At 66.7% G+C, this 14,609-nt stretch carries 11 protein-coding genes and 1 pseudogene; 4 read left to right on the forward strand and 8 right to left on the reverse strand.

The genetic code is table 11. The annotated features are described in order from the left end of the window. From ABZW74_RS05125 to ABZW74_RS05140, 4 genes and pseudogenes are all read right to left on the reverse strand, one after another. A pseudogene (locus ABZW74_RS05125) lies at positions 1 to 151 on the reverse strand (4-aminobutyrate--2-oxoglutarate transaminase); the annotation flags it as partial. 62 nt (positions 152 to 213) lie between these two features. Beyond that, positions 214 to 1,074 (reverse strand): universal stress protein, encoded by an 861-nt coding sequence (locus ABZW74_RS05130; RefSeq protein WP_355274573.1) that lies wholly within the window; start codon positions 1,072 to 1,074, stop codon positions 214 to 216. Beyond that, positions 1,071 to 3,032 (reverse strand): primary-amine oxidase, encoded by a 1,962-nt coding sequence (locus tag ABZW74_RS05135; RefSeq protein ID WP_355274576.1) that lies wholly within the window; start codon positions 3,030 to 3,032, stop codon positions 1,071 to 1,073. Before ABZW74_RS05135 ends, ABZW74_RS05130 begins: the two co-directional genes overlap by 4 nt. Positions 3,033 to 3,042: 10 nt before the next feature. Next, entirely contained in the window at positions 3,043 to 4,470 is a 1,428-nt protein-coding gene (locus tag ABZW74_RS05140) for an aminobutyraldehyde dehydrogenase (protein WP_240855187.1), read from the reverse strand. Positions 4,471 to 4,581: 111 nt separating this feature from the next. Between ABZW74_RS05140 and ABZW74_RS05145 the strand changes: the two genes are divergently transcribed. The 3 genes from ABZW74_RS05145 (at position 4,582) to ABZW74_RS05155 (ending at position 7,866) form a co-directional block, all read left to right on the forward strand. Next, complete coding sequence (locus ABZW74_RS05145; protein ID WP_355274579.1) at positions 4,582 to 6,138, forward strand: PucR family transcriptional regulator; 1,557 nt, start codon at positions 4,582 to 4,584, stop codon at positions 6,136 to 6,138. Continuing rightward, the gene (locus ABZW74_RS05150) at positions 6,126 to 6,671 is read left to right on the forward strand and encodes a YceI family protein (RefSeq protein ID WP_355274582.1); all 546 of its coding nucleotides are present in this window, start codon (positions 6,126 to 6,128) and stop codon (positions 6,669 to 6,671) included. The genes ABZW74_RS05145 and ABZW74_RS05150 overlap by 13 nt, the downstream gene beginning before the upstream one ends. 541 nt (positions 6,672 to 7,212) lie before the next feature. Further along, complete coding sequence (locus ABZW74_RS05155) at positions 7,213 to 7,866, forward strand: hypothetical protein (RefSeq protein ID WP_355274585.1); 654 nt, start codon at positions 7,213 to 7,215, stop codon at positions 7,864 to 7,866. A gap of 55 nt (positions 7,867 to 7,921) precedes the next feature. Here ABZW74_RS05155 and ABZW74_RS05160 read toward each other — a convergent pair whose 3' ends face one another. From ABZW74_RS05160 to ABZW74_RS05170, 3 genes are read right to left on the reverse strand one after another with little or no spacing between them, the layout of a single operon-like run. Continuing rightward, positions 7,922 to 9,358, reverse strand: coding sequence for a wax ester/triacylglycerol synthase domain-containing protein (locus ABZW74_RS05160; protein ID WP_355274588.1), 1,437 nt, complete (start codon positions 9,356 to 9,358; stop codon positions 7,922 to 7,924). Between the two features lie 25 nt (positions 9,359 to 9,383). Next, a complete protein-coding gene (locus ABZW74_RS05165) occupies positions 9,384 to 10,865 on the reverse strand; it encodes an HAD-IB family hydrolase (RefSeq protein ID WP_355274591.1) in 1,482 nt (493 codons plus the stop codon). Further along, the gene (locus ABZW74_RS05170) at positions 10,862 to 13,162 is read right to left on the reverse strand and encodes a glycerol-3-phosphate 1-O-acyltransferase (RefSeq protein WP_355274690.1); all 2,301 of its coding nucleotides are present in this window, start codon (positions 13,160 to 13,162) and stop codon (positions 10,862 to 10,864) included. Before ABZW74_RS05170 ends, ABZW74_RS05165 begins: the two co-directional genes overlap by 4 nt. Before the next feature lie 126 nt (positions 13,163 to 13,288). On the opposite strand from ABZW74_RS05170, the gene ABZW74_RS05175 reads away from it, so the two are divergent. Next, a complete protein-coding gene (locus ABZW74_RS05175; RefSeq protein WP_355274594.1) occupies positions 13,289 to 13,753 on the forward strand; it encodes a cupin domain-containing protein in 465 nt (154 codons plus the stop codon). Positions 13,754 to 13,755: 2 nt separating this feature from the next. Here ABZW74_RS05175 and ABZW74_RS05180 read toward each other — a convergent pair whose 3' ends face one another. Next, the gene (locus ABZW74_RS05180; protein ID WP_355274597.1) at positions 13,756 to 14,604 is read right to left on the reverse strand and encodes a DUF1206 domain-containing protein; all 849 of its coding nucleotides are present in this window, start codon (positions 14,602 to 14,604) and stop codon (positions 13,756 to 13,758) included. Positions 14,605 to 14,609: the final 5 nt, after the last annotated feature.

Raw genomic sequence — 14,609 nt, forward strand, 5'->3', positions numbered from 1 at the left:
CGTCGGCGTCGGCGGCATACACGGGCACCGCCGACTTCACGCCCGCGGCCACACAACCGGCACGGCGCTGCGCGAGCGCCCGAGACCGCGGGCCGGGCAGTTCGGTGACCAGACTGCGCTTCTGCGGCAGACGGTAGGTTACTTCGGACACTGGTCCTCCAAGAAGCAGTCGGGACAGAGGGTTTCATCGGCAGCGGACACCGCCGCGCCGGGTCAGCGCTCGCCGCGCGGCACCACGATCATCGGTACCTGCAGGACGCGCATCATCTTGGCCGCAGTCGATCCGAGGAACAGCCGACGCGGCTGTGCCAAGCGACTCGATCCGACCATGATCAGGTCGCCGTCGTGCCAGTCGAGTTTGTGCACCGCGTCCTCGATGTGACGTCCCTCGACCACCTCTGCGCTCACCGGAACCTCAGCGGGCAGGCGTGATCGGGCGTCGTCGACCAGGCTGCGCGCGTGTGCCCGCGCCGCCTCGAGCGAGCTCTCGTCGTCGCGCACAGCGCCGCTCACCGGCTCCACGGCCACCAGGGAGATCAGCCGTAGACCCACCTTGGCGGCAGCACAGAATCGGGTGGCCGTGTCGAGGAGTTCGTCGGCGCCGGGGCGATCGCCGATGGCGCAGGTGATCTCACGGATACGGGAGATGCCCGCCCGGTAGGCGCCCCGCGGTGCGACGACCAGCGGCAGCGGCGACGAGTGCAGCAGACCGTTGACGACGGTGCCGAGGGAGTGTGTTCCGATGAGGCCGCCGCCTCCACCGCCGACGACGATCGCGGACGCCCCGATCCGCTCGGCGATCTCGATGATTCCGGCGCCCGACGATTCGGCGAACGCGACATGTGTCGTGACCGTGACGTCATCGTCAACCTGGGCGGCGGCGTCGGCCAGCCAGCGGCTCGCACGGTCGGACAGGACGGCCTCGAAGTCGCCGGGCGGGGCCGGGGCCACCCGGTCGGGCGGTAGCACCATGGCGATGTCGAGTTCGGCGCCGAAGCTGCGGGCCAGGCGCGCGCCGAGGGCCAGGGCGTCAGCGCCTCCGGGAGTGGCCAGGTAGGCGACGAGCAGCCTCATGCGTGGCCCCCGGTGGCGTCGCGGTGGCACGCGGCAGGCGGTGTCGGGGCGACGTCGAGCGACGGGTTGCGGTCGAAGAATCCGACCGGCTTGAGCCAGAAACTCACCGTGTCCGACGGCATGATCGGCCAGTCCTCGGGCCGGGTGATGTGATGGATTCCGAAGACGTACCAGAGGACCACGTCGGTGTTGTCGATCGACCGGTCGGCGGACGTCCACTCCGGCAGGCCGAGACCGCCGGCGCTCTGGTTGACGAATTCCCCTGCCGGCCAACGCTCATCGGGAGAGTTGGGGGTCGCCCACAGCGTGTGCTCGATGGCCCGGCAGCGGTCGAGGATGGGTGAGTCGGGGTCGAACATGGGGGGGAATGCGGCCCCGGGCACCAACTTGTAGGACGGATGCGTGCCCAGACCGTTGGTTGTGTTCTCGTTCACCACCTTCCAGGCCCGCTGGGTCTGGAAGTTCATGTCCTGCTTGGCTTCCTGCTCGGTGCGCAACGGTGTGTTGACCTGGCGCAGCGAGAGGCCGTACGGATTGTCCGGACCGGTGGGCACCACCTGGGTCTCGGTGGCGTAGAGCGTGTTCTGGCTTCCGTCCACATCGAGGTCGAGCCGGGCGATGAGGAAGTGTTGATGGAACGGCGCATAGGTGCCGTTGTCGACGATCGTGCCGTGTTCGGGGGTTTGTCCGGGGGCCAGTGTGCTGACGACCATGATGCCCGTCGCGCGCACCTCGCATTCGATGTTGCCGTCCTGATAGAACCGCCAGTAGACGAGGTACTCGTAGTTGGCGACGGTGACGTGGCACGACACGGTGAGGCGGCGCATGCGGCGCACCTCGGCGCCGTCGTGGTCGACGTGCTTCCACAGGACGGCGTTGTCCTCCTCGTGGATGCAGATGGCGTTGGTGATGACGTAGGGCTCGCCCTTGCTGTCGTGCAGTACCGCGTCGAGGTAGCGGATCTCGCCGAGACAGTCGCACCCGAGTTCCAGCGACGTGGTCATGAACCCCAGACCCCATTCGCCGATGTCGAATGCGGTTCTGCGGTAATGATCCACGCAGTGATCGCGGTAGGGGACCATCATCTCCGCGAACGACATGCGGTGCGCGATGGGCCGTCGCCTGCCGTTGTCGTTGTAGCTGACCGCGTGCAGGGTCATGCCTTCGCGATGGTTGAATCCCACACGCAGGGACCAGTTCTGCCAGTCGAGGCGATGGCCGGTGAGAGTGAACGACGGGCCGTCGGGTTGCGTGATGTCCAACGCGCGCAGCGGTTCACGAGTGCTCGCGGCTCGGATCTCTTCGGGGAGGTGAGCGGGCACGTATTCGCCCATGATCTCGGGGTTGTCCAGGGTGAAGGTGTCCTCGATCTCCAGCAGCTCCATCGAGTTCAGGTCGATGATGCAGTGGAAGCCGTTGACCGGCCCCGCATAGGGATTCATGCCCGGTCCCTTGCGAACCCAGCTGTCCGACCATCCGATCCGCCTGCCCCGGTAGCGCTCCGGGATCAGGACGGCGCCGTAGGTCCAGGTGTCCATGAACACCAGGCTCATGTCGGTGATCCCCCGCCGCGCGAGCGCCGCGATGACATCGGGGTGCGACCGCAGTGCTGCATCGGCCTCCTCCCACTCGTCGACAGTGAAATTCGCCTGTACCCCGGGGATGTGCTCCCAGGTGGTGACCGTGGAATCGGTCAGGGACACCAGGGCCTTGTAGGTCTTGTTGCTCGCGCGCTCGAAACACACGACGTGCGCTGCACGTTCGGGCACGGTCGCGTCGGCGTCGTACCGGGCGAGTGCGGCCTTGTCGGGTTCGGCCATCTCGATACTCGCGTAACGCCATTCGGGGGCTGCTACGCCGTGCGCGGTTCCCAGGATGTCCACCACGGCGGTGAACTCGTCGCGCGTCAGTGGATCCAGCGGGTGAAAATCCTGCGGGTGAAAATCCCTGTCGGTCACTGCGATCCTCTCAGTCGTGGGCGCTCATGACGTGCTTGATACGGGTGTAGTCCTCGACCCCGTATGCAGAGAGGTCTTTGCCGTATCCGGAGTGCTTGAATCCTCCGTGCGGCATCTCGGCGACCAGCGGGATATGGCAGTTCACCCACACCGCACCGGCATCGATGCGCGCCGAAACACGTTGCACCAGTCCATGATCGGATGCCCAGATGCTCGACGCGAGGCCGTAGTCGACACCGTTGGCCATGGCGATCGCGTCGTCGGTGTCGTCGAAGCGCTGCACGGTGATGACCGGTCCGAACACCTCGTTCTGCACGATGTCGTCGTCCTGGCGGACGTCGGTGATCACCGTCGGTTCGAAGTAGAACCCCTTGTCGCCGTGCCGGTTGCCGCCGGTCACGATCGTCGCGTGGTCGGGCAGCGCGGCGATCTTCTGGTTGACCGCGGTGAAGTGCCGAATGTTGTTGAGGGGACCGTAGAATGCGTCCTCGTCGTCGACTCCGCCGGGCCGGAGTTTCTGGGCCTGGGCCACCAGGCCGTCGAGGAACTCGTCATACACCGACGCGTGCACGATGGCGCGGGTCGCTGCGGTGCAGTCCTGGCCGGCATTGAAGAATGCCGCCTCGGCGATGCCGCTGGCCGCCTTGTCGATGTCGGCGTCGCCGAACACGATCGCCGGTGCCTTGCCACCGAGTTCGAGATGAGCGCGTTTGACGTCGGCCGCTGCGGCCGCCGCCACCGCGATGCCCGCGCGTACCGATCCGGTGATCGACACCAGACCGAGGCGTCGGTCGGACACCAGCGCGGCGCCGGTCTCCCCGGTACCGAGGACCACGTTCAGCACACCGTCGGGCAGGATGCCCCGGGTGAGTTCCGCCAGGGTGAGCGTGCTCTCCGGTGTGGTGTCGCTGGGCTTGAGGACGATGGTGTTGCCCGCCGCCAGCGCCGGGCCGATCTTCCACAGGGCCATCATGAACGGGTAGTTCCACGGCGTGACCTGGCCGACCACCCCGATCGGTTCGCGCCGCACGTAGGACGTGAAGCCCTCCATGTACTCGCCCGCCGACCGGCCTTCCAGCAGGCGGGCGGCACCGGCGAAGAAGCGCATCTGATCGGCGCCGACGAGAACTTCCTCGGATCGCACGAGGGAACGCAACTGACCTGTGTTGCGGACCTGAGCATCGACGATCTCGTCGGCCTTCTTCTCGATCTGGTCCGCGATCGCGAGTAGCGCGGACTGCCGTTCTCGTGGCGTCGTCCGGCCCCACGAGGCGAAAGCGCTCGCCGCGGCATCGACGGCACCGCTCACTTCCGCCGCCGTCGACACCGGCGCGACGGCCACCAGCGACTCGTCGGCCGGGTTGATCACGTCCAGGGATTCGGTGGACGTGGAGGCGACAAATGCGCCGTTGACGAAATTCTGGAGCCGCTCGGTCATGTCGGACCTCTCTGATGGCGGGGTGGTAGAGACAGACTGCACAAGGTGCGGGGCCGCTGCATCTGCCAAAATGGCGTAACTGAATGTGATCTGTGCGACAGATTGGAGTGCATGGTGGGCCTCGCCGTCCGTTGGCTCATCGGTCGGGAAGACCTGAGCCTACGACTGCGGGCCGGGTCGGTGGGGGCGATTGCCCAGGTCACCTTCGCGGTGACCACCGAACTGCCCCACCCCGGCCGCTGGCTGTCCGGAGGCGAGGTCGTCCTCACGACGGGGATGGGCCTGCCCGCCGATCCGGCCGGGCGGCGAGCCTACGTGCGCGAGCTCGTCGACAGTGACATCGCGGCGCTGGGATTCGGGGTCGGTCTGTCCTTCACCGACATTCCCGCAGAGCTTCTCGACGAGGCTGACACCTGCGGTCTTGCCGTGTTCGAGGTTCCGTTCGCAACGCCGTTCGCGGCGGTCGTGAAAGCGGTGATGGAACGGCTCGCCGAGCAGCAGTACGAGCAGATGCTCGCCGCGTCGCGGGCCCAGCCTCGGATGACGCGGGCCGCCGCGAACGGTGGGGTGCAGGCGATCGTGCACGAGTTGTCGCGGGCGAGCGGCGGGCCGGTCACCGTGGTGGATCCGCAGGCGCGGATCGTGGCGCACGGTCATACACCTCCGTCGGACAACGTGATGGCGATGATCGCGTCGCTCGTCGCCGAGTCCCCGCACGGCGATGCCATCGCCGACAGCAGCGTGATCCCGGTCGAGGCGTGCACAGTGGTCGTGCAGACGATCCGGTTGGGCAGGCACATCCACGGCTACCTCGTCGTCGAACTGCCCGGCGATCCACGGGCGCTCGACCAGGTCTTGATCGGACACGCGAACTCGCTGCTGGCGCTGGACTTCCACAAGCCACGACGACTCCGTGCCGAGCAGGCCCGGGTCAACACGACGGCGATGCGCATCCTGCTCGCCGGCGAATACGATGAGTCCGCTGCCCGCTCGGTGCTGCTCGGCGCGGCCGATTCCCAGGAGCAGGTCCGCGTCGTCGCAGTACGCGGAAGCCACGACCGCGCGGCGGTCGGTGAGGCCGTCGACGATCGGCTCGGCGGTGCCGGACGGGCGATGTTCCACACCGTCGGGTCCGACGACCTCCTCGTCGTCGTGCGCGGCAGCGACGACATCGAGTTCGTCTTCGAACTCTTCGTCGACCTGCCGACCGATGTGCGCGATCACCTGCGGATCGGGGTGAGCGCTGCGCACGATGCGGGCGACCTGCGTGCTGCCGCGGACCAGGCGCGGATGGCAGCGGTGGTGGCGCCTGTCGGGGGTGAACCAGAGGACGCGCTGCGCGCGGTGGGCCGGACGCTGCTCTGCGCACCCGATGTGCGACGGGTCCTCGACACTCTCGCGGGGGTCCTCGTCGACCCGATCGTCGACTACGACACCAAGCACGGCACCGACCTCTTGGCGTCGTTACGCGCCTTTCTGGAGGCCAACGGGCAATGGGAGCACGCGGCGGCCGCGCTGGGCGTTCATCGGCACACGTTGCGGAGCCGGTTGCTCAAGATCCGTGACATCGTGGACTGCGACCTCGACTCCGCCCGGGTGAGGGCGGAGCTGCTGCTGGCCATCACGGCGAGGTCCGGAACAGACGGGGAAACGCAATGGCAGACGTGACATGGACATTCTCCTCGACCGGCGGGTCGATTGTCGTGCACACCGGTGTCAGTGGCCGGGCAGCGCGGACCGGTCACCGGCTGACGATCGAGATGGCCGAGTGGTCGGGAGCGGCGACATCGCGCGACGGCCTGCCGGTGAGCGCCCAGGCGTCCATCGTCGTCGATTCACTCAGGGTGCGTTCGGGAGAAGGCGGGCTGACACCGCTGACCGGAGCGGAGAAGTCGGTGGCTCGTGGCAATGCGCTGAAATCCCTTCAGCACGACAAGTTTCCGGAGATCCGCTACCAGGCTGAGTCGTTTGAAGCCGCGCCGGACGGCTTTCGAGCACACGGAACTCTGACGATCCACGGGCGCGGACGTCCGCATGATCTCGATGTCCGCGTCGCCGATCACGGCGATGCGCGGGTCCTGATCGCCGAGAGCATGGTCAACCAGAAGGATTTCGGTATCAAGCCCTACTCGCTCATGATGGGCGCCTTGAAGGTTGCCGACGAGGTGCGGGTGGAGATCGAGATCGTTGTCGAGAAATAGGCCCCGCAACGATTCACCGGGAATCCACGTCCGCGGCCATGAAGGCTGCCGCATCCCTCCCCAGGCTCAACACCGGTTGTCGCGGTGCCGGCGCGCGGAAGCTCTCATCCGCATGGGTGGCCACGTTCTTCCCGCCTCCAGGATCGTCGGCGTGGCGCCCCACTGAATCTAGGGGAGGAAGTTTCTTCCCCGAGGTTCGGAGTCGTCCCTCAGAAAATTGGCGGGGACGACACCAAGGGTAGGGGACGAGTTTCTTCCCCTATTCTTCGGACGGACCCGCTCTTCGCGCCTCCACGATCGCAGACGGGGGCAAGCTGACTCCTTCTTGCGCAACAGATATTGAGTAATCCGGACACGGCAGGCAACGCGCTGTGCTGGAGCGGAGGGATCGTGCCGCGTATGTCGCATTGCGACGCGCTGTTCATCTGGTGTGCACCGGTGCAGCCCCGGTCGTTGACCCAACCAACCGGTTCCCTCCCTACGTTGAGCGCGAAAAACATTCAGTCCCAGGAGAATCTGGGACCCGAGGGGACAGGCATACATGAAGCTCAACAGACTTATCGCCATCGCCACGATGCTGATCGCGTCGATGGGGATTGCGTTCGGTGCCCAGGCGGCACCGCAGACGGCCCACACCACGACGCACTGGAACGTGATGCGCAGCGGCAGCAGCGTTCTCGTGTCCACCAACAACGGAACCCTCAGCACCGACCACGGCAGACTGCTCCTGCGCGACGCCAAGGGTGCTGTGGTCAGTGCCGTGCCGCTGACCGTCGCTGTCAACAACTACGCTCACCCGGTCAACGCACAGGTCTCCGGCACGACCGCCATGCTCGCCGTGAACATGAGCCCGGCCCTGGCTCGCTTCCAGCCGTTCACCCACCAGGCCGACCTGGGTGCCGCGGTGTCCGGCGTCAAGGACAACATCACACTCACTGCTGCGATCGGTGGATTCCTGGGTGCGGCAACCGGTTTGGTTGGCGGCTGCCTGCTCGGTGCGATCGCGGCCGGCGTCGTGTCGGCTCCTGCTGTCATGCTGTTCGGTGCCGGCCCGCTCGCCGGGTGCATCGGTGGCGCGCTGCTCCTGGGCTCGGGCGCATCGCTCGCCGGCACCGCGATCGGTGGCATCGGCGCGGTCATCGCCAACGCCGGACCGTTCATCCAGCTTCTTCGCGAGCCGAAGAAGAGCAAGTAACACCATAGCGTTACCTCTCACCGGTCGGCCCGTCTTCGGACGGGCCGACCGCCTTTCACTGCAGTCGCTGCAATGACCCCGGTTGTACGTCGTCGTCCGCGGCCAATGCGAGCACCTCGTCGAATCCCGCGACGAGACAATCGGCGAACAGGTCGATGTCGGTGACCGCCGCACCATCGGAGTTCAACCCGATACAGGCGGTCCCGTTGTGCGTGATCATCGTTGCCATCACAGCGCACCCCGGCAGCGGACCGAAGGGGAACATCCGCTCCACCTTTGCCCCGGCAACGTATGTCTCCCAGGGGATTCCCGGCACATTACTGGCCTGCAGGTCGTTCTGGCTGGTCGTCCCGCTGAACTGCATCAGCACCGAACCCGGTAGCCAGGCCATGACCGCACCCAGGGTGTTGAACAGGTCCACCGCCGGCTCGTGCCGGGCAGCACGCACCTGTTCGCGCACCGTGAGCACCCGCTCGAAGGGATCGGCGATGCCGACCGGGCCGGCCAGGCGACCGACCGCAATGCGGTTGCCACCCGCAGGATCTTCGGGACGGCGAACCGAGATCGGGATCGCCACCGGCATCGCCTCGATCGCGGTACCCATCTTCTCGTGGTAGATCCGGAATCCACCGAGCAGCCCGGCGAGGTAGACGTCGTTGATCGACGCGCGGGTCGCGGTCGCGGCAGCCTTCAGGTCGGCGAACGGAACCTCGAAAGCGCTGAAACGCCAGGAGATACTGCGATTCGCCAGGAGTGGGGAGCCCGGTGGACTGACGAGACCGGCGACCCGGGGTACTGAACGTCCGTAGCGCAGAGCAGTACTCAGGGCCTGCCGGGGGCTGACGAGGGATCGGATGCCTTTGATGGTCATGTCGATGCGGTGCGGGATGCGACGCATCTCCTCGTCGAGCTGTCGCGTGATGATGTCCACCGCGGAGATGTGGACGGGATCGGGGCTCGGCGGCTGCGGTTTCCCGGGATTGTGTTCCCGTGTCGGTGAATGTAGTTGGGCCAGGCCGAGAATGGCGCCGAGACCGTCGGTGAGTGCGTGGTGGGCCTTGAGGAAGTAGGCGGCCTTGCCGTCGGGGAGTCCCTCGATCAGCGTGCCCTCCCACGGGGGTCGCGCGGCGTCGAGGGCTGTCATCGCCAGTTGCTCACACGTGGACAACAGTTCGCGCATGCTGCCGTCGCCGCCGAGTCGGATGCGACGTACGTGGTAGTGCAGGTCGAAGTCGGGATCGACCGCCCAACTGGGGGTTCCGGCTCCGATCGGGGAGTCGACGACGCGCTGCCGGAACCGGGGAGCCATGCGAGAGCCCCATTCGTGGGCCGCGATCAGCCGATCCCAATCGGGTGCGCAATCGTAGATCTCGAGCATGCTGATGGTGCCGCGCATCCGACGGTCGGTGTCGCCGCGCCACATGATGGTGTCGACGGGACTCATGTGCGGCTCGTTGGCCCAGTCGAGTGGGCGGTCGGCGTTCTCGGTCATCCCCGAACCTCCTGCGTCGGTACAGTCACACCCGAACCTCCTGCGTCGGTTCATCAGAGCCGTCGTCGAACGATTGCAGCGGCCAGTCGGCCAACGTGGTCACATACATCTGCCGCACTTCCTCGGCATGTTTACCGATGTCCTCGGCCCGCCACCCGGTGGTGTCCACCGGCGGCAGCACCATCACCTCCACCGTACCGGGCCTGATCAATTGGGAACCGCGCCACATCAATTCACCCGTGTTGCGCAGGACCACCGGTACCAGCGGCACGCCGGCCTGCATCGCGATGTGGAACGGTCCCTTCTTGAACGGGCCGATGCGCGGCGTCGACGACCGGGTACCCTCGGGTGCCACCACGAGCGACTTCCCGTCCTCGCGCAGGGCTTTCACCGCGGGGGCGAGTTGCTCGATGGCCTTTCCGGCGTCGGCACGGTCGATGAAGACCAGGCCGGCCTGATCGAGGATCTGGCCCAGCACAGGTACACGCTGGACCTCCTTCTTGGCGACGCCGGTCGCATCGGACCGCACCAGGTTGATCATCACCGGCATGTCGAGTTTGGATTGATGGTTGAAGAGGAACACGCAGGGCCGGTCGGAGATGAGGTGCTCGCCACCGTCGAGAACCTGTACGTGGACGCCCGCAAGGGACAGGCCGACGTCGTTGCCCGTCGGCAGGGTCGCGACGAGTGCATTGGGATCGCGGCGAACCAGTCCGGCCGTGAAACCTATTGCGGCAGAAGCGAGAAATGAACCATAGAACGCGCTGGTGCGAGCCAGCATGCCGATGCGGTTGTAGGAGGGGTTGGTGATGTCGATGATCGGCCATCCCCGGGCCTCGGCCTCGGCACGCAGAGTGCGCATCGGCGATACGGCCGCCGGATTGCCGACGGCCTCGAGGTAGGGGATGTCCTCGTTGCCGTCGCTGTAGGCGAAGGAGGCGTCGAGGTCGATCTCGTTGTCGCGGGCCAATGTTCGGACGGCGGCCGCCTTGCCCGGACCCCACAGCGGCCGACCGAGGACTCGACCGGTGACCACCCCGTCGATCACCTCGACCTCGGTGGCCAATGCGTGGTCGGCCTCGATTTCGCGGGCGATGGGTTCGATCTGGAAGCGCGTTGCCGACGACGCGATCACGATCATGTGGCCCATCTCGCGATGGGCGCGCAGGATCTGCCACATCTGCGGGCGCAGCTTGGCCGCCGTCTCGTGCTTGAAAAGGCGGTTGCCGAGGTCCTGCAACTCCGCATACGTCTTGCCGGCGAACGTGGGTTTGGTCGCCTCGAGAACCTCGGCGTAGTCCTGTTCGGATTCCACGCCCCGCAATCCGATGAGCAGGAAGTCCGCGAGTTCCCCGAGGCCGAACTCGAGACTGCGCACCCGTGCCCCGACGATGGCCGTCGCCGAGAAGCCCTCGATGAGTGTTCCGTCGTAGTCGAAGAACGCCGCAACCTTCTTTCCGGTTGGCGCGGACCGGATCTGGCGGAGCCGATCGGTGAGTGCACTCATTGCGTCACCCCGGTGAGGACGTCGGCCTGCAACTCCTCGATCGCGGCGATACGCGACAGCCGTCCGCGCATGACCTCCACCTCGTCGAGCCATGCCTCGCGGGCCGCGGCGAGGTCGGCATCCTCGGCGCCCTCGATGAGACCGCGGTTGTCGGCAAGTTGGTAGGCGGCGTCGTAGAGATCCTTGGACACCGAATCCTTGCTCCGCACAACACCTTGCAGCGAGAGCTGGCGGCCGAGTCCCAGGCAGTCCGCGAGGATGGCGTCCTTGTCCCGGGACGTCGTGCCCAGCTCCACGAGGCGAGTGGCCACGACGAGCTGCGCGTCGAAGAACGGCTGCAGCGTGCGCCGGGCGAGAAGGCCGCCGGTGTGACTGTGTAGGACGTCGTATGTCCATTCCCGGCTGGGTTTCGCGTCCCGCCATTCCGCGGAGATCAGATCGAGCTCGGCCCCGAGCCGGTGCAGGAACTCGTCTTTCGGCGGGAAGAAGAACTCGAACTTGAGCATGTCGCGAATGCGGAGCGCCTCCCGCTGGGCTGCGGCGATCAACGCCTCGTCGGCCAGCGGAAGATCGTCGTCGGCGACGGCGGCGTCGCCCGGGGTCACCTCGACCGCCCCCTCGGCCACCGCGAGCATGGCCACCTCGACGATCGCGCGGTCGACGAAGTGATGTAACGCGCCGTTGCGGTAATAGGCCGCGATCGCGTGATTGTTGGCCGCGATCGACCAGACGGGCTCGGACCCACCGTCGAAGCACGTCACCACGCCCGCGCCGCCAAGAACACGCAACGTCCGGGTCAGTCCGGCGCCACGGCACTGCGCGGGGTCGGGTCCGGGGAGGTCGCGCCGGTGTATGTACTCCAGGAGAGGCTCGAGAATCCGCTCGATCTCGGGCTCGGTGTAGGCGCGGTCGCTGGCGCCCAACAAGGCGAATCCGGCCAGCGATGTCGCCGAAATCGGTGTGGCGGTGTTGATCTCGTCCATCACCCGGAAAGCGACCTTGTCCAGCTTGGATGGTCCGGTGCCGGCCTCGGCGAGAGCGGCACGCAGCGAGAGCGGTTCGCCGAACCGAATTCTCGCCTCGCCCAGATAGCCGCGCTGCGCCTTGGCATAGCGCAGTAGCCAGCCGATGCCCTCCGGCCGCTTGGTGCCGCCGGCGTCCTCGGCTGCCATGGCCCCGATCTCGTGTAGCTGGTCGTAGACGATGGAGGTCGGCACGATCGTGACGTCGGCTTCGTCGAGTTGCTGTACCGCCTCGACGACGTAGTTGAGCAGGCCCAGCATCGGCTTGCGCAGCTTCCCGGTGCGACTGCGACCACCCTCGATGTACCACTCGAGGTTGAACCGCTTCTCCACGATGAATGCCAGGTATGCGCGCATCGCGAATTTGTAGACCGGGTCGGAACCGAACTTGCGGCGGATGAAGATGATGCCGGCGCGCTGGGCGATGGGTCCGACGGGCCAGAAGGACAAGTTGATACCACCGAGCACGAGATTCGGCGGGAAGTCGTGGCCGCGGAGGACCGTGGCGAGCACCAGCGGGTCGACGTAGGAGCGGTGCGACGGCAAGAAGACGAGGCTGGTCGACTTGTTCAGTGTGCGTAGCGAATTGAGCGTGTCGAGGTCGACGGACACGTTCCAGGCCCGGTCGTGCAGCCTGCGGAAGGTCGCCGAGAACACGTCGCTCATCAGCCGACTCTGAGTGGCCACAAAACCCGTCAGCTTGTCGGTGGCGTCGTTGACCACCACGTCGGCGGGCCTGCCGAGTTCGGCGGCGAGTTTGGCGGCGCCGGTCCGGAACCGTGCCGAACTGCTGATCTGCTCGGCCACCAATCGCGGCACCTTGTATCGGTCCCCGACGATCTGTCGTTCCGCGCGTTCGGCGGACAGGGAGGCTTGCAGCGCGACGAATTTCGCGAACGGCACATCCTGTGCGACGTCCCGTTCGTGGCGGCGTCGCAGATCGTCGATCGACGCAGGCTCACCCGCGACGACGCGCAGCGCGTCAGGCCGGCGACTGCGGATCAGTGGCTGCGCGAAGCCGACCGGGCGTCGCGGATTGGACAGCACCAGGACGTCGCCGAGCGTCACTCGCCGCTCGCCGCGGCGGACCGCGGGCAGCCAGACAGGTCGGACCGGAACGACGAGTGTGTGGTCGGGCAGCTCGTCGAATGCAACATCATCGGGCCGGCGGATCGGCGCACCGGGATAGGCGGACTGGGCCCACTCCGTCACCGCACTCATCTCGCATCCCGTGCGCGTCTCCGCCAACACCATTACCGGATCGCTCACGCGCATCATCCTCACATCTCATCGGTTGCATCAGTCCCCGACCTGCCCTCGGCACGCTCATTGTGACTCTGCGCGATGCGCTGAAGAGTGAAAACGGGGAGAACGCCTGGGTGAGCGCAGTATGGTTCCGCCATGAACTCACTCGCACGGTTGGTGTTCGCCCCCGCGGCGGCGGTGGTCATCGCGTGCGGCGTCCCGGCGCTCGCGAGCGCGACCCCCTCGTCAGGAGTCACCGCGGTCACCCTGGCCGAGGGCGACATCCCGGCGGGCTTGCTGCCCTTTGTGCCCGACGGAGTGCACGTCGCGGTGCGGGAGATCACGATCGCGCCCGGTGGGACCACCGGCTGGCACTACCACGACGGCAACCTCGTTGGACTTGTCCGATCGGGCACCCTCACCCACCCCGGCGCGGATTGTGTGCCGGTGGTCTATCGGACCGGCGACATCATCAAAGAGCCCAAGGGGCAGGCGAATACGCACGTAGGACGCAACCTTGGGTCGGTGCCCGTGGTCCTCGACGTGCTGTACCTGATCCCGCTGGGCAAGCCGCTGTTCGAGGATGCGCCCGCACCCGGCTGCGACAAGCCGGGACGGTGACGTCACATGCGTGCGTGGCGCGCCATCACGAACGAATAGAAGCCGTATGCGGCGATGCCGAATGCCGCGAGCACGAGCAGCAATTGTCCGGCCGGTAGACCCGCGAGTGTCTTCACAGCACCGTCGATCCCGGTGGCCTTGGCCGGGTCGGCACGGATAGCCGCGACGATGACGAGGACGCCCGCACCGGTGAGTGCTGCGCCCTTCGCGACGTACCCGATCACCCCGGACCACACGATCAGCGGGGAGTCGCCACCACGCTTGAGATCGTCGAGGAAGCGACGCGTCGCACCCTTGTAGATGTGGTAGCCACCGATGGCGATCACCACGAGTCCCACCACCACGAGCAAGGCCTTGCCGCCGGTGGAACCCATGAGCCGCGCACTGAGCCCGGCATTCTGCTGTCCGCTGGATTGGCCGTGGCCCAGCGCGAACTGCGCGGCCGAATAGGCGAAAGCGATGTAGACCGCGGCCAGGCCCAGGGCTTTGGCGCGATCGGTCCATCCGGTGTCCTCGTCGCCGTGGGAATTGCTGGGTCGGGACTCGCCGGGGTGCGGCCCGAGGATGGCTTCGACGATGCGCCACAGCGCGAGCGCCGCGAACACGATCACCGCCAGCCACAGGGCGATCCGGCCGCCGGCGGATTCCGCGAAGATGCCCAGCGCCCCGGACTGATCGGCGTTGCCACCACCCCCGAACGCGAGGCGGAGAATGATGTAGGCGATCAGGATGTGCACGCATCCGCTGGCGAACTGGCCTGCTCGGGCCGCGTTCTCGAACCATGTGCGCTCGGCCGCCTTCTCGGCGATCTCGGACACTGAATCACCCCTGTCGTCGTCACTTGTCCCCACCGACC

Source organism: Gordonia sp. NPDC003585 (genome assembly GCF_040610755.1).
Taxonomy (GTDB): domain Bacteria; phylum Actinomycetota; class Actinomycetes; order Mycobacteriales; family Mycobacteriaceae; genus Gordonia.